Source organism: Tolypothrix campylonemoides VB511288_2 (genome assembly GCF_045999855.1).
GTDB lineage: Bacteria > Cyanobacteriota > Cyanobacteriia > Cyanobacteriales > Nostocaceae > Scytonema > Scytonema bouteillei_A.
Genome location: NZ_JBFPMW010000003.1, coordinates 697,197 through 719,241 on the forward strand (window position 1 = coordinate 697,197; position 22,045 = coordinate 719,241).

At 43.1% G+C, this 22,045-nt stretch carries 16 protein-coding genes; 10 read left to right on the plus strand and 6 right to left on the minus strand.

Annotation, left to right across the window (positions count from 1 at the left end; genetic code table 11):
• Positions 1-11: 11 nt before the first annotated feature.
• The 3 genes from AB0756_RS11590 to AB0756_RS11600 all read right to left on the minus strand — a co-directional run bounded on the left by AB0756_RS11590 (position 12) and on the right by AB0756_RS11600 (position 7,396).
• Entirely contained in the window at positions 12-4,694 is a 4,683-nt protein-coding gene (locus AB0756_RS11590) for an nSTAND1 domain-containing NTPase (RefSeq protein WP_038082008.1), read from the minus strand.
• Positions 4,695-4,900: 206 nt separating this feature from the next.
• Positions 4,901-5,941, minus strand: coding sequence for a DUF1822 family protein (locus AB0756_RS11595; RefSeq protein WP_038082010.1), 1,041 nt, complete (start codon positions 5,939-5,941; stop codon positions 4,901-4,903).
• 30 nt (positions 5,942-5,971) lie between these two features.
• Entirely contained in the window at positions 5,972-7,396 is a 1,425-nt protein-coding gene (locus AB0756_RS11600) for a hypothetical protein (protein ID WP_038082012.1), read from the minus strand.
• Positions 7,397-8,749: 1,353 nt separating this feature from the next.
• Between AB0756_RS11600 and AB0756_RS11605 the strand changes: the two genes are divergently transcribed.
• The 5 genes from AB0756_RS11605 (at position 8,750) to AB0756_RS11625 (ending at position 15,386) form a co-directional block, all read left to right on the plus strand.
• On the plus strand, positions 8,750-10,618 hold the full coding sequence (locus tag AB0756_RS11605) for a S8 family serine peptidase (RefSeq protein WP_050045122.1): 1,869 nt from the start codon (positions 8,750-8,752) through the stop codon (positions 10,616-10,618).
• A 76-nt stretch (positions 10,619-10,694) separates the two neighbouring features.
• Positions 10,695-11,498 (plus strand): aminoglycoside N(3)-acetyltransferase, encoded by an 804-nt coding sequence (locus AB0756_RS11610; protein ID WP_038082013.1) that lies wholly within the window; start codon positions 10,695-10,697, stop codon positions 11,496-11,498.
• 68 nt (positions 11,499-11,566) lie between these two features.
• A complete protein-coding gene (locus AB0756_RS11615) occupies positions 11,567-12,283 on the plus strand; it encodes a 2Fe-2S iron-sulfur cluster-binding protein (protein ID WP_038082033.1) in 717 nt (238 codons plus the stop codon).
• The gene (locus AB0756_RS11620) at positions 12,280-13,275 is read left to right on the plus strand and encodes an FAD binding domain-containing protein (protein WP_038082015.1); all 996 of its coding nucleotides are present in this window, start codon (positions 12,280-12,282) and stop codon (positions 13,273-13,275) included. The genes AB0756_RS11615 and AB0756_RS11620 overlap by 4 nt, the downstream gene beginning before the upstream one ends.
• Positions 13,272-15,386: a xanthine dehydrogenase family protein molybdopterin-binding subunit gene (locus tag AB0756_RS11625; RefSeq protein WP_038082018.1), complete on the plus strand. Its 2,115-nt coding sequence runs from the start codon at positions 13,272-13,274 to the stop codon at positions 15,384-15,386. Before AB0756_RS11620 ends, AB0756_RS11625 begins: the two co-directional genes overlap by 4 nt.
• 70 nt (positions 15,387-15,456) lie before the next feature.
• On the opposite strand, the gene AB0756_RS11630 is transcribed toward AB0756_RS11625, so the two are convergent.
• Positions 15,457-16,125 (minus strand): Coq4 family protein, encoded by a 669-nt coding sequence (locus AB0756_RS11630; RefSeq protein WP_038082020.1) that lies wholly within the window; start codon positions 16,123-16,125, stop codon positions 15,457-15,459.
• A gap of 366 nt (positions 16,126-16,491) precedes the next feature.
• Here AB0756_RS11630 and AB0756_RS11635 point away from each other — a divergent pair, with 366 nt between their 5' ends.
• Positions 16,492-17,361, plus strand: coding sequence for a hypothetical protein (locus tag AB0756_RS11635; RefSeq protein ID WP_038082021.1), 870 nt, complete (start codon positions 16,492-16,494; stop codon positions 17,359-17,361).
• A 24-nt stretch (positions 17,362-17,385) separates the two neighbouring features.
• A complete protein-coding gene (locus AB0756_RS11640) occupies positions 17,386-17,742 on the plus strand; it encodes a hypothetical protein (RefSeq protein ID WP_038082023.1) in 357 nt (118 codons plus the stop codon).
• A gap of 295 nt (positions 17,743-18,037) precedes the next feature.
• On the opposite strand, the gene crtH is transcribed toward AB0756_RS11640, so the two are convergent.
• Entirely contained in the window at positions 18,038-19,522 is a 1,485-nt protein-coding gene (gene crtH, locus AB0756_RS11645) for a carotenoid isomerase (protein ID WP_038082024.1), read from the minus strand.
• A gap of 288 nt (positions 19,523-19,810) precedes the next feature.
• On the opposite strand from crtH, the gene upp reads away from it, so the two are divergent.
• The 3 genes from upp to AB0756_RS11660 all read left to right on the plus strand — a co-directional run bounded on the left by upp (position 19,811) and on the right by AB0756_RS11660 (position 21,336).
• Complete coding sequence (upp, locus tag AB0756_RS11650) at positions 19,811-20,461, plus strand: uracil phosphoribosyltransferase (RefSeq protein ID WP_038082025.1); 651 nt, start codon at positions 19,811-19,813, stop codon at positions 20,459-20,461.
• Between the two features lie 90 nt (positions 20,462-20,551).
• Positions 20,552-20,908 carry a hypothetical protein gene (locus AB0756_RS11655; protein WP_038082027.1) on the plus strand — a complete coding sequence of 119 codons (357 nt, stop codon included), beginning with the start codon at positions 20,552-20,554 and terminating at the stop codon, positions 20,906-20,908.
• Between the two features lie 155 nt (positions 20,909-21,063).
• Positions 21,064-21,336, plus strand: a complete 273-nt coding sequence (locus AB0756_RS11660) for a YggT family protein (protein ID WP_038082028.1) — start codon at positions 21,064-21,066, stop codon at positions 21,334-21,336.
• A 149-nt stretch (positions 21,337-21,485) separates the two neighbouring features.
• On the opposite strand, the gene AB0756_RS11665 is transcribed toward AB0756_RS11660, so the two are convergent.
• The gene (locus tag AB0756_RS11665) at positions 21,486-21,920 is read right to left on the minus strand and encodes a hypothetical protein (RefSeq protein WP_038082029.1); all 435 of its coding nucleotides are present in this window, start codon (positions 21,918-21,920) and stop codon (positions 21,486-21,488) included.
• Between the last annotated feature and the right edge of the window lie 125 nt (positions 21,921-22,045).

The window sequence follows — 22,045 nt, forward strand, 5'->3', positions numbered from 1 at the left end:
ACAACTCAAATTTAAGAACAGAGACGGTTATCTTTGGGTGGTAAATCGGTATTCGTGCGAAGATAATCTCTCAACCACTCACAGCCGTAAACCTGTAGTTCATCCTGTTGGGAAAAACGTTTCCAATTCCATACCAGCACTCTCTTGTCTTCATCACCAGAGACAATTGTTTCACCATTGGGGCTAAACGCAACTTTCCAAACAGTTGCATTGTGTCCCTTAAAAGTTGTTAGCTCCTTACCATCTATTGTTCTCCATAATTTCACAGTCTTATCGCCACTTGCTGAGGCAATAATTTTACTATCGGGGCTAAACGCCACCCCAAAAACTTCAGCATTATGACCTCTGAGGGTTGTCACCAATGTGCCATCAGGTTTCCACAGCTTTACCGTTTTGTCCCAACTTCCTGTAGCAATTAGCTGACCGTTGGGACTGAAAGCAACTGAGGTCACGGGGGAACCCGCGTTTGCAGTTCTCACAAGAGTTCCATCTCGCCGCCAAAACTTGAGTGTATTATCTCGACTAGCCGAAACAATCGTTTGACTGTCGGGGCTAAAGGTAACAGCCCACACCTCATCAGTATGACCGATGAGAGTGGCAATTGGAATACCGTTGGGTTGCCAAAGTTTGACGGTTTTGTCATCAGAAGCAGACGCTAACATCTGACCGTCTGGGCTGAAAGCGACTGCGTTAACATAGAAGCGGTGACCGACAAGAGATTTGATTAAAGTTCCATCAAGCTTCCAGAGTTTAACTGTTTTATCCCAACTGGCTGTGGCTATGGTTTTACTACTGGGATGGAAAGCAATATCCCAAACAGCATTCCTATGACCGATGAAGGTTGTGACGGGATTGCCATTCGACCTCCATAATTTTACGGTATTATCCTCGGAAGCAGCCGCAATGAACTTTCCATCCGGACTGAATTTGGCTGCATAAACCGCAGCACTATGACCGTTGAGCGCAGTCAGTAAAGGATTTTTCCACCGCCACAATCTGACAGTTTTGTCATCAGAAGCGGTGGCGATTGTTTGACCGTCTGGGCTAAAAGTAACGCCCCAAATGATTCCACTGTGACCTTTGAGTACGGCTATCTCAGTACCATCAAGCTGCCAAAGTCTGACGGTTTTGTCCCAACCGACAGAAGCGACGATCTGGCTGTCAGGGCTAAAGGCAACTCCATGAACTTGGCTGTCGTGACCTTTGAAAATTTGGTGGGGATGCGTTTCAAATCCTCCCAAACCATTGTTTTTCCAGAGTTTCACAGTTTGGTCGCTACTTGCTGTGGCAAGAAACTGACCGTTGGGGCTAAAGGAGATCGCCAGAACTTTGTCATTATGCTGAAGAGTTGTGACTAAAGTGCCGTCAAGCTTCCAGAGTTTAACTGTTTTGTCCCAACTGCCTGAAGCAATGGTTTTACCATCCGGGCTAAACGCGACAGCATCTACACTTTCTTGATGACCTGGAATTGTTAACAACAAAGTTCCGTCTCGTTTCCATAGGTGAATGCTACCGTCCCAACTTCCTGAGGCAAGGGTTTGCCCGTCTGGGCTAAATGCAACTGAGTACACCTCAGATTTGTGAGGGAGAGTTGTGAGTAAAGTGCCGTCTAGATTCCACAATTTGACTGTTCGATCGTCACTTGTTGAAGCCATGGTGTAACCATCAGGGCTGAAAGCCACTCCATAAACTGCTCCTCTGTGCCCTGTAAGCGTTTTGAGCAAACGACCGTCTCTCTGCCACAGTTTGACTGTCATGTCTGCGCTCGTTGTGGCAATGGTTTCAGCGTTAGGGCTGAACGTGACATTGTGTACTTTGGCACCGTGTCCTAAGAGGCGGTTGTACTCGTTGGCTCCATATATTGCCTGCCTGAGTGCCAAATCAACTTGAGCCTTTGTTTCTGGGATATTCGTGCCAATTGTCCGGAATTTTTTCTTGGCTCTGAGTGCTTCTACCAGAGCATCCAATCTGTTGTCGGAAGCAAATAGAGCTTGTGAAGATTTAACGGTTGCCTGAATTTCATTAATTTGGGCTTTTTGCCACTGCCACCCAGCAAAAGCGGCAAGTATGGATGCGATCGCCATGCCACTGGCAAGACTTATAATAGTTATTTGCTGTCGTTGCTTGTGCTGTTTGACCTCTCGTTCCCGCAGTTCTATAGAAGACTGAATAAAATTGCGATCGCTAACACTCAGTTCTTCCCACCGTTTTGTTTGCCAATATTCTGCATCGGAAAGAGGTTTTCCTCGCAACAATGCTCCTTCATCTAAATTGCTACTCTCCCACTGACGGATTGCGACTCGTAACTTTTCTTGCCAGTTACGAAACTCTCCATCCATTTCCAGCCAGTATTCCAAGCGTCCCCAGCTTTTAATTAATGCTTCATGCACGATTTCTACTGTTTCACAATAGGTGTGTCCCTTCAGATTTGTCACCACCAAACGCTTTGATGCCAAATGGGTTACCAAATCCCAGTTTTCTTCTTTGACTTCAGCACGACTGGCTAACCTCCGGGTTGCTTCACCACCTTCTGCTAACTGTACCAACTGCATGAATACGCGTTGCGATCGCTGTCTGTCTGTTTCGGAAAGTTGGCTGTATACTCCCTCTGCATGATTGGCGAGTGCTTCTTCTACACCACCAATCTCTTCGTAAGCCTTAAGAGTCAGCAATCCTTCCCTTTGTTTTGACCAAAGTTGAGTCAGGGTAAACTCCAACAGGGGTAACCGCCCCGGCTGTCCTTCTAATGCAGAAATTAGCTGATTTGTCAATTCTTTTTCTAATTCCACCTGCATTTGTGCTGCAGGTTTTTCAATGCAATCGCGCAATTCTTCGCGGGACATCGGTGCAAGGTTGAGCACTGCGCCTTGTAAGGCCTCGCTTAAAGGACGATAAGAAAGAGCATAGCCGTAAAAGTCCGCTCGCAAGGTTGTGACTAAGGTACATCCGGGGGCGCGGGTACAGGCGTTAAGTAATAAATCTAAGATATGCTGGCGTTCATGTTCGGGGCAAAGGGTGTAAAGTTCCTCGAATTGATCGACAATGAGCACTAGGCGAGTTCCAGGATTTTGTTGAACAAAGGTTTCAATGATTTTGTATAAAGCAGTGTTGTCCTGTTCGAGTATCAGTTCCAATTCCAAATTTATTAAGGAACGGGAGTTTTCATTGGTGAGTGATGAATTGTCAGTCAGAGAATCTACACCCGCTACCAATTGATAATTCTCTTGCGCTGTCAGTTGCAATCCCCCACTGTGAAATCTGTCACTGTCAGTGGGTTGTGCATTGCTTAAAGGTGCAAAAGCTTCTGCTAGGGCTGTTATTGGTTTATTTCCAGGACGAAAAGAGATAATTTGCCAATTAATATTTGTATTTTGTCGCAAGCAGGGTACCAATCCGGCAAACACAACACTGGACTTACCGCTTCCACTAGAACCGACCACAGCCACAAATGGCTTTTTTTTCACTGCTGTTACTAAATCCTGAGTAAACTTTTCCCGTCCAAAAAATAAGCGTGCGTCTTCTTCCCGAAACGCAAATAACCCGCGATAGGGACAGGGGGGTATTCCATACAGAGTGAGCCAAGTCGGGGGTTTGACAGCGGGATTTTGACAAATTATTGGCAACCATGAAGCACCGGGTAAACCATCTTCCAAACCTTGCAATTTTCTGCGTGCTTGTTGTACCGAGAGATATAAAGAACGCCGTTCAACCGCAAAAGCTTCTAAAAAATGTTTGAAAAACTCTTGAGCAACATAGTTTGGAACTGGTTCCCGCATCACGATAACTGTGGGAATATTCAATTTTTCTAACGCTAAAGATAATCCCAACCCATCACAAGAATTAAAAATTGCTAGCTTTAAACCTTTTTCAATAGCTGCTTTGAGTGCTTCTTCTAACTGTTCAACCGTCAAACTGTTATTGGTTTCGTTTTCATTAATATAAAGTCTGCCAGTGTCACTCTCAGTTTGACTGTGTCCCGCAAAAAATAAAACGTCCCAGCCTGTTGAGTCCCATAAATGCGTATTTAATTCTTGTCTTGATGGTTTGACAAGAAATACAACTTCTGCGTCTGCTAAATTGTTGAGAAATTGACGCTCTACAGCCAAATCGAGTCCAAAGCTGTTCCCCAGAATCGCCAAAATTCTCACTCTTTCTCTCTTGACTTTAGGTGGCGACGAAATTTGAGCGCGTTTGTACTCCGGGCGAGAAAGCGCTATTTCTGCTAAAGGATAATCTTGAAAGAAATCGCAGCGATGCCAGGGCAATTTTCGCAGCAGTAAATCGTTTGTTTGAATAATGACTCGAATTTCATCTGTTGGGTTAAGTGCAGAACGTAACTGTTGGCTAATCTTAAGAATTCCTTGAGATTGCAACCAATCATTCATTGTTTGCTGTAATCTATTACAGACACTGTGAAAATCTAGAACCGAGACATTGGTAACAGCACCTTCATCAATCTCTAGTTCATCATCTTCATCATCAACTGGAGAAGAACGCCACTGTTTGCGTTCGCAAATATTCTGATAGATTGACTGCCACTTTCTACAAAGTTCAACGAGATCTGGTGCTGGGGGTAAGCCGCCAATAAATTGCTCTGGAAGAGGATAATCGGCTCCCCATAGCTGAACAGTAACTCTTGGAAATCCCCGATCTAAGTTACCCTGACCTAAATTAATAACAATCGACTTGCTCATTCAAAGATGCACTTGATTGTCCGAGATTGTAATGGGTTTTACTTTTATACCATATCTTTGTATTGCCGTGTTGTACAGATAAGACGGGCTTTGGTAGAAACGATAAGTGTGGGAGGAGCATCAAGAAACAGAATGCAGGAACCTAAAGATTTTGCCTGTGTGGTTAAGCGATCCAAAGTTATAGCATTTTGATTGAGAAAGCTGTTTTACAATTCAAAGTGCTCTCTGACTCTAGTCTCTTCGAGACTGACTTCTAAACTAAAACGCTTTCCTGTTTCCCCTTTAAAAGGCTTGAGTTGAATATAATTATCTTGAGTTCTAGAAGTCACCTCTTGAAGGGTTTTTCCAGCTTTAGAAAATAGTGTTAATTTAACGTTTGATGGTAATACTCTTTCTCCATTAGTAGGATGCAACTGAATCAAAACACCTAATTTTTCCTCAGTTTCTTCTGTGATATTAACTAACAAAGCTACTGTTTGATTGCCGAGTTGCACTCCCAAATCAATTAATTTAGCTCTCTTAATACCTGATTGAGCATTCCTGGTATTAAATGCCAAATTCGTTTCGCGATCGAGCATGCTATCAATAATTTCCCATCCTTCATCACAAGCTCCTAAGAACCATTGGCTCAATTTAGTTCTCGTTTCATTAAAGTATGTTAATATTTTATCTGATACTTGTTCGGGTGTCGCTACAGGTAAGGGAATAGAGCTAGGTTCTAAGTAAAGATAGTAATGTAACAAATGGTTGGGTTCTGGATCGAATACCGATAGAGGTAATTGATAAAAGCCATCTTGTAAGAAATCGCTACTGCAATAAGTAATAAGGCGATCGTAACGCAAACAACCTCGAATAATCACTTCTTCCTGTTCTTCGGAAACTTCTAGCACAACATAAAAATGAGCAAGTTGTTCGTGTTGGTGAATCGTACTTTCCGGTATATTTACAACTTCATCAAGTATATTCTCAGTAGAAATCAGGCAAAATTTGAATTCTCCGAGTTGCAGTTGAGCGCAGGTTTCAATGACATGAGTATGTTTTTGAATAAGTTGTTCTGGAAGGCGTGCGGTCAGCCACTGTTCAAACCCCAATAATCCCAAGCTATTAAGATAAATTTGCCACTGTTGTGATTCATTCATAATTTGGTTACTAGTTTGTATTGCTTGGTAAAAATGTTCCGGTTCCAACCATATACTTTCTGGCAAAATCAACCTGACACTTGTTGAATTAAGCGATAACTGGGACATACTAAGTTCTCTCCTCATTTGAAATTGTGTTTATCGTTGTTCTATGTATTGAAAAAGTTTTCGTGCGTATACGCTATTCATGGAGCGATTTTTGCCAACCCTAATTTCCTCTGATGCTTCAGTAAAAACTTCTTCATCAACAAAAGCTTCGATTTGTTCGGAAATAGCTTTGAGATAATCTGGTTGTGGAGGAATTTTAGTTAAACCTTTTTCCTCCGCTTTTTGTAAAATTTTATCAATGAGTTTTTCAACTGTGACATAGCGTACCTTATTTAGAAGTTCACCAGGGTTTAGGATTCGTCTGGCTTGATCCCAGCTACTCATTCCTAATTGAGGAGCAATTTCTTTTAGAGCTAATCCTTGACCGTAATATAATTTCAATCCAGGAATAAACTTTTGAGCTAGGGGCGCATACTTTTTGCTTTTTTCCAATCGGTTAAGACTTGCTTGAATTTCTTCTTTAATAGCCTTTAGCAAAGCTAATTGTAGTTGCTCGTGCAAAAACTCTAAAAGTTCTCGCTGTTCCACATCAACTTCACTTAGGGATTCATAAGGTAAATCAGATCTAAGTGTGTAACCTCCAGTTTCCGGATCTTGAATTTCTATCGATTCTCGGTAGCTCCAGATATCGTATTGCCTGAGTTGTGCAACAACGAGTTTGAGTTCTTTCATTAACTCCATTGAGTCATTGATAATAACATTTCGTTGTTTCAACTGGGCAAGCATTTCTTGTTGTTGAGCGGTAGTAGGATCGGGACATCGTCTAGTTTGATAAGAACGCTGCTGTTGTCTGTCGCGACGATAAACACCATGAAAAACTTCTACTAGATGACGTTCGCGTTGTGAGAAGCGTTCTAGCTGTTTGGGTCTAGCACGATTCAACAGCGCCCAGTCGCTCAGATGCTGAAAACCAAATTCCGATAAAAAATCTTTTAGCTCTGGATTTTGTTTGGTTTGCAAATAAGCCCAATTCTCTAAGCTCATTCGAGACTGCGAGTCTGGCTTGTAAGTTTGCAGAACCCTAAGAGAAAAGAATTTAAAACTTGCTGTTTTAGCTTCGCCGCTTTTATCTAAAAGCAGTTGATTTTTGCCATCTTTATCCAGAACGAGCAGGCTTTCACCATCATCATTAAGAACAAAAGGCAGTAAATCTTGGTACGTAAAGTGCTTTTCCGTACCAAATAAATTGTCAATTTTTTGACAAGCTTTTAGTATAGGATCGGAAATGTAACATCTGAGACAAAGCCCAGCAACAGCACGATTTTTGTCATCAACCTCAAGTTTTTGATTGTAGAAAAAAGCGTAAAGAGCAGTTTCTACATCTCCACTCTGGGAACGTGACAACTGTTTTTGGCAAAAATCCTGAGCCTGAGCCACTAAGAAGAGTTTGTACCCCGCTTGTTCGCTGGCTGGATTAATTCGCCAAATTTTCCAGTATCTGGATGAAGCACCCATAGGTTGTATGCTCTCCTGTGATGAACTGACCTAATTCTACAGTTGCAATAAGAAATAGATGTTGTAGTGTTGACCTTATGCACTTACTTGGGGAGTGGCGAAGGTAGGGGAAGCTCTAGGGATAAGAGCGGTTTATGAGAAGTGGGCATTTCTCTTTCCCAAGTGCGCTCGTTCAGTTTAAGAGTAGTGGTAAGATCAAAAAATTCAACCCTCCCTTGACGGAAAGTTTTAGCAGTAAAGTTGGTTGATCTGAAAAAGTTTTACATGAAAATCTCAAACAATTAATTGCGATCGCATTTTTTAATTTGTGTATTACTATACACTCTGTATCTTTTGCAGTCAGTCAATAATTATTTGTTATAAATTATACAATTTTACTGATTCAGAATGAGTCCCTTTGCTGACATCAAAATTTTTTCAACCACAGATACAGGTAAATACCTCTCCAAGAGGACGTTTGTCAAGCCCCAGTTGGTACCATTTTTGCGATTGGAAATCGTCTGAGATTTTTAAAACATTCTCAAAAAAATAATTTCAATCAAATCAGGAATCCTGCTTCTTCATTTTGGAGTCTTATGTGTCACTAAAAACTGTGACGCTGCAAGTTAATCTTAATTTAATTTATTCTTGTCTAAATAATTTTTGTTTATGGCCATTGCATTGGAAATCGTGTTAATTTTATAGCCATCCAATCAATTCTGTTTGTTATGGAGTCATAGTTAACAATTTGGAGTTAATGTTTGGGGTTTGGGATATCCCAAGCTCATTATTCTTTGGGTTTCTTGAAGATTCGTTTCAAGGCAAACCAATAAGAACCTTCTAATTGTGATGTAGAATAAAATTTACTATTTCGGGCGTATGATATTACTATTTCGGAGAATTCTAGTAAAAGTAAATGCAGTTGCTGTAGAAGAAATTCACCCGGCAAAAAAGTTGAATAAAACGAATAAGCTAATTTAGCTCAATACAATCTTCTGCGATCGATTTCCAGAATTACCAGTAGAAATAACCGTGCAAACTATCTGTACAGTTGATGCTGAGGGAGATGGTTTCATAAGTGGGTCTCTATAAGTCAAGACCTACCAAAAATTGTGATATTTGCTACTAGTGGTCTGTCCCATTAATTTTCGATGGGTCAGTGAACGCACTACCCACTCTCGTTCCGGTGGTTCTACCAGGGAACGCAGTCGGCGAGGCAGAGAGAGCCTCGCGACACCCTAGGCGGAGCCTCCTGTAAGGCATTCCCAGGCTCCGCCTGGGAACGAGGTAAGTGGTCATCAAAACTTATGTGGTGAACTACTAGAAGACAACTGCTAAGAGTACAACGTATCTACCATAATGAGGACAGTGCATATGTTAGACGGTTTTGACTTAAGCGAACAATCAAATCCAGACACGGGCTTCAATTATTCCTTTGTAGGATTATCATCAGGCTCTCTGCAAGGACTGAATGACGCTACAGCGGTGAGAAAATTTTCGGGTTCAAGTACTGATTATGCTGACTTTCTCTCAATTGACGGCGTTTTTGATGATACCGATCGCCCATATATGCTGTCTTCATCAGAACTCAGCCCGCTGGTTGCACCAGATCCTGGTAGTGTCTTTAGCAATGCCTACAATATAGGCACTTTAAAGGGTCCTCAAACCTTTACAGATTTTGTCGGCTATAGCGATCCTGTTGATATCTATCGCTTTAATCTTTCCAGTCACAGTAGCTTCAACTTATCTTTAAATGGTTTAACTGGAGATGCAGATGTAGAACTTTATAACGCGAACGGGTCACTTGTTGAGAAGTCAGTGAATAGTAGCACAAATATGGAATGGCTGGACGGTACTTTACTAGCCGGTACTTATTACGTAAAAGTTTTTCAATATGATAGTAGTATAAGTTATCGCTTGGGATTATCCGCCACATCAATCGCCAACAATACGCGTACTGTACTTGGAACCCTCGACGCCAATCAATTTACATATAAAACTGGTTTTAGTCGTACTGTTATTTCTGGGAACGGCAATGTAGACTTTGGTGATGGATGGAAGGATTTATTGAATCTTTCCAGCATCTACTCAAGTACAGTCACATTTAGTAATGCTAGTAACGGCGGCGGCGTTCTGTACAACCCTGGTAATGGAACCCGTTTATTTGATGCCATTACATTAAATGATGGCAGTCAGATCCTATTTGAAGGGATCGATCGCATTGTGTTTGCAGACAGTCATTTGAACTTATCAGTGCTCCCCAACGATCCATTGTTTGGACAACAATGGAACCTCCATATGATGGGTGTTCAAAATGCATGGCGCTTCACCACAGGCTCGAATAAGGTGTTGATTGGAATTGAAGACACGGGTCTAGCAGCCAATCGCAACGGTTATATTCATGACGATCTACGCACAACAACTATTTTTACTCCCAACTTCCAAGATGATGTATTTTCCACCTCTCACGGTACTGCTGTTCAAGGTATCATTGCTGCCAATAGTAATAATGGATTGGGAATAGCAGGGATCAATTGGAATTCGCCAGTCTTTAACATTGATGTTTTAGGTGGCAATAGAAATGATTTATCATTATCTGAAGCCACCCGCAGTCTGATCGGTCATGCCAGCCAAAACGGACAGCGCTTAGTCATTAATATGAGTTTGGGATACACTGGTGCGTTTGGTCAAACGAACCTCGATCCAGAATTGAATCAAATCGTCGCGAATAATCCCAACGTCCTATTTTTGATTGCAGCAGGTAATGACGGTGATAAAGGTGTAAGCGGTCTCTCATATCCAGCAACACTAGCAGGGCTGTATAGTAATGCGATCGCTGTAGGTGCTTCTTGGGGAACGGTCGATAGTTACGGTTATGATGCAACACCAGGCGAACGAATTAACTACTCTCAATATGGACCTGGCTTAACACTGATGGGACCGTCGGAAGTTCCCACCACTAGAGCATATCGTTTATCAAACGGTACAGTTGGTTTTGACTACTATCCCAGTACTTATATGGGCTTTAATGGAACTTCAGCAGCAACTCCCAACGTGACAGGTGTTGCTTCCTTAGTTTGGAGTGTCAACCCTAACCTGAATGCTACTCAAATCAAGCAAATTCTGTCTGAGACAAGCTACGACTTGGGTGGGTCGGGATACGATACTGTATATGGCAGTGGGTTTATCAATGCAGATGCCGCAGTCAGACGAGCATTAGCAATCTACAAAGGAGCAGTTTAAGATCGCGTAACTCTTTACTTCAGACCTTCTTTGTGACCTCTGCCCTCTGCCTTCGTTTTCAACTATCATCCTGAATATGAGTGAAGCAGAAACCATTTTTCAAACACCATCACCCCGCACTCGCGAAAGTCTTGCCGCTGATTTGCGCCAGATTGGTATAACTCCCGGAGCGATTCTACTGGTCCATTCTTCACTAAAGTCATTGGGATGGGTTTGTGGCGGTCCGGTCACTGTCATTCAGGCTTTTATGGATGTACTAACGACTACAGGTACTCTCGTTATGCCCAGTCACTCTGGCGAGTACTCCGATCCCGCAGAGTGGCAAAATCCACCCGTACCAAGTGAATGGGTTCAGATAATTAGAGACACCATGCCTGCCTTTGATGCGCGGTTGACTCCCACACGCGGAATGGGTAAAATTGCTGAAACTTTTCGGACTTTCCCTGATGTTGTGCGGAGTTCCCATCCCACGTCTTCATTTGCTGCATGGGGAAAACATGCACCAGAGATTATCAACAATCACAGCTTAGATTATTGCTTGGGTAATGAATCGCCATTGGCTCGCTTGTATGACCTAAATGCTTCGGTTTTGCTCTTAGGGGTTGGGTACGATTCCAACACTTGCTTTCATCTTGCTGAGTATCGAATTACCAAAGTAAAACAAATTACCCAAGGTTCACCGATTGTTGAAGGAGAACAACGGGTTTGGAAAACCTACAGGGATATTGAGTTGAAGGGGGAATGTTTTGAGGAAATGGGTACAGCTTTTGAACAAGCGGGTCATGTGAAAAGTTCTCACGTCGGTAACGCGCAAACCAAGCTTTTTCTGTTGAGAAGCGCTGTTGACTGGGCAGTGAGTTGGTTAGAAAAGGAACGCTGAATCTGGAGAACAATGATAATGTAAGCGAGAGTGCATTTCTGCACTTTCCGATCCAGAGGAAGAGAATCATGCAAAACCATAACAAGGGTGGGGGAAAAACGTCCCGCCGTGGTTTTTTAGGACAAGCACTAACCGCAACTGGAGCAGCTATTGCGGCTCCTTCATTGCTCGAACAGGCAAATGCAGCAAAGGCATCTGCTCAAAGTTCCGGAGGTGAAATGTCTGTTTCACTAAATGTTAACGGCAAACTGCAAACCCTTTCTATTGAGCCTCGCGTTACGCTCTTGGATGCTTTGCGCGATCGCTTGGGACTGTTGGGTAGCAAAAAGGGATGCGATCGCGGACAGTGCGGAGCTTGTACTGTTTTGATTGATGGCGAGCGAGTTTATTCCTGCCTGACATTAGCAATTATGCAAGAGGGCAAAGAAATTGTTACCATCGAAGGGCTGGCAAAGGGAGATACTCTCCATCCCATGCAAGCTGCCTTTATTGACAACGATGGTTTTCAGTGCGGCTATTGCACGCCAGGACAAATTTGTGCTTCTGTTGCCCTCATTAACGAAGTCAAACGCGGTTGTGCCAGTGTTGTCACTCCAGATTTGTCGAGTCCCCCGCAACTAGCCGAACTGTCTGAAGTGGAAATCAAAGAGCGATTGAGCGGTAATCTCTGTAGGTGCAGTGCTTACAACGGTATCGTCGCCGCAGTACAACAAGTCGCAGGACAAAAAACACCCTCTCCCGTGGCAACTGTTTTGGTTCGCGAATCTGAGGAGTTGCCTGCATGAATAATTTTACTTACATTCGGGCGACATCCGTAAAAGATGCCATCCAACGCTCAACAGCTAACAAAAATACTGCGTACATAGCAGGTGGTACAAATCTGGTCGATCGCCTCAAGGGTTTTCTAGATGAGCCATCTCAACTCATAGATATCTCCCGATTGGAGATGAAGCGCATTTCTCGCACCACTAATGGGGGTCTACAAATCGGAGCGCTTGTCAGCAATACAGCTGTTGCAGATAATCCCGATATTCGTCGCGACTACCCAATCTTATCCCGCGCCATTCTCTCTGGTGCGTCTCAGCAAATCCGCAACATGGCAACCGTAGGAGGTAACTTGTTGCAACGCACTCGCTGTCCTTACTATTACGATACCGCTTTCCCTTGTAACAAACGCCAGCCGGGAACTGGTTGTCCCGCAGCAACGGGGATTAATCGCGGTCATGCTATTTTAGGTGCTAGCGACCAGTGCTTGGCTGTTCATCCTTCAGATATGTGTGTTGCTCTCGCTGCTTTAGATGCTGTCGTTGTTGTAGAAAGTTCCAAAGGTAAGCGGCAAATACCGATGGTAGATTTTCACAGATTGCCAGGAAATACTCCCCAGCGAGACACAAATTTAGAACCAGGTGAGTTGATTACTGCTGTTATCCTACCGCCAATTTCCTTGGCTAAGTCCGGAGTTTACTTGAAATTACGCGATCGCACTTCCTATGCCTTTGCATTAATATCAGTCGCTGCTGCTGTTAACCTTTCAGGAGAGAAAATCAAAGATGCTCGCCTAGCAATGGGTGGTGTAGCCCACAAACCCTGGCGATCGACGGAAGCAGAAAAATTTTTAATTGGCAAGAGTGCCGACGTGACAATATTTGAACAAGCAGCAGACATTGCACTTCGGGAAGCAAAACCCCTAACTCACAATAGTTTCAAAGTTGATATGGCAAAACGAGCCATTCGCCGTGCACTGACAATTTCAGCTAAAGGAGGAGGGGTGATATGAACAAAGTTAATGGATCTGCGGTCAGCCGCAAGGATGGACGTGCAAAGGTAACGGGTACGGCGACTTACGCAGCCGAGCATCAAATTCCCAATCTTGTTCACGGTTACCTTGTCACAGCCAGCATTGCTAACGGACAAATTAAAAGTATAGATACCAGTACAGCAGAAAAAGCATCAGGTGTTATCGCTGTATTTACCCATAAAAACCCACCCAAGATATTTAAGCCAACCAATAATTTCATGACCTCGAAAATTTACGAGGCTCGTCTACCGTTATCTGATGATAAGGTTTATTACGCAGGACAGATCGTTGGCTTGGTGGTAGCAGATACTTTTGAACGAGCGCGTCATGCAGCACGGTTGGTAAAGGTTGAATACGCAACTGAAAAACCCCTTATAGATCCTGCAAAGGCTACTTTTAAAGAAGCTCCATCCATGTTTGGTGAGGGGATGAAGTTCCAGAAGGGAGACTTTACCACAGGGATGGCAAGTGCAACAGCAAAGATGGAAGTTACCTACAAAACTTCCACTGAATTGCACGCGCCCATGGAACCCCATGCGACTATTGCTCAGTGGCAAGGTTCTGACTCTCTGACAATTTACGAACCCTCCCAGTGGGTGATGGGTACCCAGCGTACTTATGCAGAACTTTTTGGGCTCCCAAAAGAACGAGTGCGTATTGTTACTCCTTTTATTGGAGGGGCTTTTGGTTCTAAAGCCTTCCCTTGGCCCCACGGTATTCTCTGTGCTGCAGTTGCTCGCCAACTCCAACGCCCCGTCAAAGTTGTTCTGACACGAGCGCAGATGACCGCAAATGCAGGGCACCGTTCTGAAACAGAGCAAACTATCCGCTTGGCAGCCACTGCGGATGGTAACCTCATGTCTGTCGAACATGATGTCAAATCTTGTACATCCCTAGTAGATGTTTTTACAGAGCCCTGTACGGGAATTACTCCAGTCATGTATGCTGCGCCGAATTTGCGCTTGAAGCAAGAACTGGCGGTGATAAACACCGGGACGCCAACATTCATGCGAGCACCAGGAGAAAATCCGGGTCTTTGGGCATTAGAGTCAGCAATGGACGAACTGGCGTGGAAGCTCAAGATGGACCCTGTGGAACTGCGTTTGAAAAATGAAACTAAAGAACACCAGCGTAAAGGGCTGCCATTTTCAGCAAAAGCATTCTCTGAATGTTTGCGCTTTGGTGCAGAACAATTTGGTTGGAAAGACAGACCATTTCAAGTGCGATCGCTGACACGCAACGGTAAGCTTATAGGTTGGGGAATGGCAGGGTCAACTTTCCCTGGTGGTAGGGGTGCGGCATCCGCGAAAGTACGGTTACTACCGGATGGTACAGCACATATTTTAACTGCTGCAAACGATATGGGTACTGGTGCGTATACGGTTGTTGCCTCTACAGCCGCAGAAGTTTTGGGGATACCTGTAGAAAAGGTACGGGTAGATCTGGGTGACTCATTGCTACCAGATGGCGGTTTGGCAGGTGGTTCCATGATGACAGCATCTCTCCTTCCAGCAGTCATGTCAGCCTGTCAGGAGGTTCTAAAATCTGCCAAAGCCAAGACTGCTGAGGAAGTATTTTCCAGCCTCCGCCAGTCCGGACGAGCTGCTGTTGAAGCAACAGCATCGTCAGCGCCCGGAGCTGAAGGAAAGAAATGGGCATTTCAATCGTGGGGGGCGCATTTTTGTGAAGTCAGTATAGATGAAGAAATTGGACGCCTACAAGTGACGCGTTGGGTATCCGTAATGAATATCGGACGCGTTATCAACGCTAAGACGGCAGCTTCTCAAGTACGGGGCGGTGTTATTATGGGGCTTGGGCAAGCATTGATGGAAGAGTGCCACTTTGACCCAAATATCGGTTATCCAGTGGTTTACGACCTTGCTACCTATCATTTTCCCGCACACGCAGATATTCCTCGCATTGAGGTTGCTTTTGTTGGGGAACCCGATCTCAACTTTAATCCGGCGGGTGTAAGAGGTGTCGGTGAAATAGGAATTACTGGTGTTTCAGCGGCGATTGGTAATGCAGTTTACCATGCTACGGGTAAGCGCATCCGCCATTTACCTATTACACCAGATAAGCTCTTATAATTGTGGGACGAGCGGGACGCTCGTTCTGGTTTACAAGCGTCTCGCCCGTTCCACAATAACTTATGCTCGTTCATTCACAAGTATCAGAAAGAATGATGTTGAACGAAGTACGGACATTTTCCAATGGCTGTTCCCATAACAGATTCCATTCAACACCAAACAGAGGCTTGGCTTGTTTTCCCATTAACCATCCCTTAGCCATCGCGTCCATATATTTTGTTGAAACCTCAATATCGTAAATAGTAGCTTTAACAAGATTCTTCGCTAATAATGCCAGCCAAAAACGCGTAAAGTACAGTTGGGCAACGTAGAAAGCTTCTAATTGAATTTCTCCAAGAATATTCGTATTGCATCCAGTGATGATATGCCAAATGTCATGTGTTTCTGTAAGGTGCGCTCCTAAGAATTGGAGATTGTTCTCTACGTGTCCTGCATATAAAGGTTTCAAATTGTTTTTGAGCATATGATTAGCATATGCATAACCTAGAGTATCAGTTGGTAAACTGTAAAGTTTTTGTAGATTGATATCACCCAATCTAGGGCGCTTTTGAAATGCTTGTTCCCCTTGTGGGGTGCCACAAAGAAGTTCTACTACTTTCTGTAAGCTTTGGCGATCGCCAAGGGCATCTGCAAGTTCGCCAATACTCTCAAAGTCACCATCAGGTGCTCTTACTATATTTATAATGCTATCAAGTGCTCTATCCTGCCATGTTTGCTCTAGTTGGTCTGTAATGTGCATCCTTAAAAACCTCTGTCAAATCTTTGTCTTTTAGTTTGACATCTTACTAGATTTCTGGCTGAACGAAACCTTAGCGCAGAGACTTCAATATTTTTCACTCCCCTATAGGAGCAGGTTTCAGCCCTTACTTGAGTAGTTTATTTGTTCGGGCTGACAGAGTTTGTATTGCCCCCCTTATTTGTATTTCATACCCAATTTTCTCTGATTTTTAAAATTTCTCCCTGCATAAGATAAGTTTGAGCAAAGCTATTTACAGACAGAAGCTTGACAAAGCAATTAACAGCAACCAGTTAACAGTCCAACAACACAGCAGGTAAATCTGCAGACTCAAGAATTGCAAAGTTAACTTATCTCGTAAGTTTTACCATGAAAAAATACTTTTCTAAAACAGTAATCATATTTACTGTTATAGCTACTTTAACAACTGGCTGTCGCTCTAGCGAAGAATATAAAAAATTAACAGATGCAGGAACTAAGTATGCTGAAGCTGTTAATGAGTTATTGACAACTGCTGGTGATATTAGAATCGATCTAACCTCAGAGCAAATATTGCGCGATGACAGACAGAGCAATCAAAGTCTTGAAAACTATACGCAGCGTTCTCAGTCCGATCTAAAACGACTGCAAGTCATAGAAGAAGTTCGCAATCACAACACTCTTTTAAAAAAATACTTTTCTACACTTCAAGAATTAGCAACTTCTGATGCACCTGCTAGCGCTCAGTCAGAAATTGCAAGTATTACTCAAAATCTTAACAAGAGCAGTCAAATTCTGCAAAACAGCGATTTATTTTCTTCGAGAAATCAAGGAATTGCTCAAGCAGTCACTCATGCCGTCATTAGTTCTAAAATCAAAGGTGCATTAAAAGAAGAGTTGGAAAAACGGCATCAAACAATTCTAAAAGAATTGACAATACAACAAGAGATGCTTAATTACCTGAGCGAGAGTTTGCAACATGATGTTGAGATGATTCAATCTGCACGCGAGCAACGCCTGATTATAGAACCTCTCACTAGTAGTACAAAAATTCAGGAGCAAAGCCAATGGATTGAAGATAGAAGAAAAATTCTCACGATGGATAGAAAAGTCGAAGAACTGAAGAATGCAGGCGAGGCTTTAGGGGAATTTAAAACCGCTTACCAGGCTGCAGTATCCGGTGAATTGAATGTGGCACGACTCAATCATCTTTTGAAAGATATAGATACATTTTTAGCACTTGTTGAAAACAAAAATTAATCAATTAATAGAAGGATTAGTATCATGGAAAATATAATGAACCAAAACATACAAGCCAGAGAGCAACTACTAGCTAAGATGAGGCAGCATGAAAAAAGACTGACTTCGCCAGAAATGAATATGGCAATCCAAAACGAACCCGATCTAAAGCGGCAAAAGGAATTGCTGGATGTCAGAAAAAATTATGAAGAAGCTCGTGAAAACTTAGAGAATGCAGTTTTAGAAGATATTGGATTGCGTTTAAAGGCGCAAGAAAACGATCTGAGAAATGCTCTTAACGAACTGACCAATGTACTGGAAAAAATTAACAATACAGTTGCTGTTCTCAGAACAATTAATTTAGTTACAAGTATTGTGGGTCGAATCGTCACTATTATTTGAGGAACAGGAACAGATTAAGGGTGCAAGGCTGAGCCTCCGATATCGCGAGGCTCAGCTAATTCTTATCCCTTGTAGTATTGATTCTCCTTTACCATGTTTTTGAGCGGACACAGACTGGGGGTTTGTCGCGTAGTGATTTGCCGTGAGAGTTTCAACGCGATCGAGCAGATATTAAGTAAAGCTCAGTTGCAGTCGTGACATCAAAGCTTCCTCCAGATGAGAAGGTAAACCACCAGAACCCCCGCTCGCAAAACTCCCTTCTCAGCCAACCTACTATTCTATTCCAGGGTTTGTACTACAGCCCCAAGTCAACGGCAATACGGTGAGCACAAGCAAATCCTGAAAATGCCACTGCGTTTAAACCTTGACCGGGAAACGTACTATCTCCTACACAATAAAGCCCTGAAATCGAAGTTCTATTAAATGGCATTCCCAACAATCCCCGCAACTTATATCGGGGGATTGGTCCATAAGTACCATCATCACGACCTAAAAAGCGACGATGGGTTTTAGGTGTCCCCACTTCTAGGTAATCCAAACCAGTATCCAACCCTGGAAAAATCTTTTCCAAACGGTCAATTATTCTCCAAGCAGCCTGTTCTTTCTTTGCTTCATACTCACTAGGTGATAAACCTTGCCATTCATGAATCCAGGAAGGTGTAAAAGCGTGAATGATGTGATAGCCAGAAGGTGCTAACTCTGGATCGAGTAACGTCGGAATTGACACAAAGAGAGTTCCTTCTGTCGCTGTCATCTTTTCCCAGTCTTCTAACAAAATGTGATGGCACTCTGTTCCTGAAGGCAAAACTTCTGCTTTGACTCCCATGTGTAAATTTAAAAAACTGGGTGACTTTTGATAGCGTAGCTGCCATCTTTTCTCATTAGATGGAATTTCTTGTTGATTGAGTAACTTCTCAAAGGTATCCCAACGTGTAGCATTTGAGACAATTCGTTTGGCACGGTACACTTGACCGTTAGTCAGTTGTACGCCCACGGCTTGTCGATTTTCTATGAGAATTTTCGCGACTTTAGCTTGATATTGAATTTGACCGCCTGCTTTAATCAACCCTTCCACTAATTTTTGAGCAATTTGTCCTACCCCACCTTTAGGATAGTTCACACCTCCGTAGTGCCTGTCTGAAAAAACCATTCCAGCATTAATCATGGGTGTCATTCGGGCAGGTACGACTGACCAACAATAGCACTCTATATCAAGAAATTTTAACAATCGGGGATCTTTAATATAACGCTTTGCTACATCGCCAACATTTTGAGGTAGATATTTTGCTAGCCCAAGACACGCCAGGGGCTTCTGAAAGAAACTCCGTAGTAAATACTGGGGTTCCTCCAATGACAGCAACTCCATGCTATTAAGGTAATGAAAGACTCGCCAACATTCATCGTAAAATTGACGAATTCCTTTGTCTTCATGTGGAAAGTACGCAATTAAATTTTGCAAAAATTCCTCATAAATCCGATTCACTTTAATGTCCAAACCTTCTGGTAAATGATAATGAATTTGAACGGGGTCGGGAATCACTTTTAAGTTAATGCTGACAGCTTGTAAAGCGCGAGTGAGCAAGTTAGTTGTTCCTTTCTGCCCAAATCCAAATATCATGGATGCCCCTACGTCGAATCGATAACCCTGTCTCTCAAAATAGCCAGCGCTACCTCCAGGAATTAAATATTGTTCTAGTAGCAGCACTCTAGCCCCTTTTACGGCTAATTGAGTTGCTGTTACTAAACCGCCTATCCCAGATCCAATAACTATGACATCCATATAATTGTTAGTGGTTAATGGTTAGTGGTTGGTGGTAACCACTAACCACTAACTAATCACAAAAAAGAGGGACAAGCCAGAAGAAAGCTGACCAATCCCGTTTGCCGATCCTTAAAGAGAGGAGAACACTGAACAATAATATACCCTTGATTGAGAATTCTTGTCAACTGTAAATGCAAGTTATTATCAACAAATAAAAAGTAGTTTTCAGAGTGGAAACCCGCGCTCGGTAAAAAGTATTATGATGTTTCAGTCGTTATTTATTAGAAAAAGCGGCTATTTCCGGCTATGACGCTACAATTGCGCGTATACGTTCCCCCTCATCCCCTGATAAAGCACTGGTTGGCAGTTGCTCGTGATGCTGGAACCCCGTCTGTGCTGTTCCGCAGTGCAATGACGGAGTTAGGACGGTGGCTGACTTATGAAGCAGCTCGAGAATGGTTACCCACTCAAGAAACAACAGTGCAATCTCCCTTAGATTCCTGTCCTGCCACTTTGATAGATCCAACCGTACCTGTGGCAGTAGTACCCATTCTACGAGCCGGACTGGGCTTACTAGAAGGGGCACAAACAGTTCTCCCTCTAGCATCAATTTATCATTTAGGATTGGTGCGAAATGAAGAAACTTTACAGCCTCAGTGCTACTTAAATAAGTTGCCTCAAAAATTTCAACCACAAACACGAGTGTTGGTTACCGATCCTATGCTCGCAACGGGTGGATCTATGATGGCAGCTATGGCAGAATTAACACAACGGGGTGCCGATCCAACTCTGATTCGGATTATTAGCGTAGTGGCAGCTCCACCAGCTCTGCAAAAATTAAATGATGCTTATCCTGGCTTAATTGTTTACACTGCCACCATCGATCAAATGGTCAACGATCGGGGTTTTATTGTACCAGGTTTGGGAGATGCCGGCGATCGCATTTTTGGAACTTAAGCTAGTATGCACGTAGGGACAGTGCCAGTGACCAGTGAACAATAATAACTGATAACTGACAACTGTAAAGGAGAATGAGGCGATAAAAATATGAGTCAGCGAGATGGTTTTGCAAGTGGTTTTCTAACCGGAGCAATTGTTGGTAGTGTAGTAGGTGGGATTGTGGGTGCGCTTGTTGCTTACAAACGAGAACCTGAAGAATTACCAGAAGAAGAGCGTCAGTTAACCTCTAGCGCAACAGAAGTTAAAAAAGCAACGAAAAAGCGTCCTATCCAAGCTTCTGAGGAGGACAGCATGGATATGGAGATGGCACGGCGATCTCTAGAAGATAAAATTGCTCAACTCAATGCCACAATTGATGAAGTGCGGCAGCAATTGGGAAATGTGAATGGCAATGCCAATCAACCCATCAACGACCGTTCTCCCCGTGCTGAGGAGTTACGGTAAGACAGCAATCGGCGATTGATTGACAAATCGACTGATTGAAAAATCATAGCTGGTAACTGAAGGTAGATAATTGTAATTGCACACGCTGTGGCAGGCGCTAAATTAGAATCAAAGATAAGACTGCTTTTAACACTTAACAGGAATCCAACCCATCCATGAATCTACTGATCAACACACTCTATCAGTTCGTACAAATTTATAGTATCTTACTGATTATCCGAGTTCTTTTGTCATGGTTCCCTAACATCAGTTGGGGGAACCAGCCATTTGCAGCCCTCAGCCAAATTACAGACCCTTACCTCAATCTGTTCCGTTCCATAATTCCCCCCTTGGGTGGGATGGATTTTTCTCCTATACTGGCTTTTCTACTGCTAAACGTCTTGAGTTCTTTGCTCCTGTCTTTAGCACGCTTTTCCATAGTCGGTTAAGTTTGGCAACTGCTTCAATAGGTTTCTCCAAAAAACAACGTAGAGACGCACTGAGTGAAAGCGTCTCTACAACTTAGAGATTTTTCATTGATTTAGAGACGATCGCTAGAAAACCGTCTCTACTTTTTTGCCCTTCAGTCGTCGATCTGCTACTTCCGAATCTGAGCGCTGAACCCTGCTGCCTTAAATTGCTTGAGCTTGAGAGGTAAGGGCTGATTTGCTGCTACGGAAATTCGCAATTCAAAATTACTGACACCGGGAGGAATTTCCTCAATAGACCCAAGACGCGTGCGGTTTTGCATCACCGGATCGTTGTTAGCATCATAAATACGACCAAAAATATCCGCATCATAGACGGTCTTATTAGTATCATTTTTAGCTTTGCCTGTCACAATAAAGCAGTTGGCTGCCATTGTCGTTCCACCACTTGTCACAGCTCCTTGTGCTAGTTCTAGCGGACACTGTTGGTAGGAGAGATCGTATAGCTTAACCTGTGTCAGTGCTTCAGCAAAAGGGGTAAATGCCCATGACAGTACCCAAATGATACAGGAAACAAGAAGAACTGTGAGCGATCGCAACTGCATATAAAGACGCCGTGGATAAATAGAATCATAAGCTACACTTACCCCAGCTTACAGGAATTTCGCTCTATAGGTATGGGAGACTTCTTTTTTAATTTTGTAATAATTATTAAATAAAGCTCTCAGCT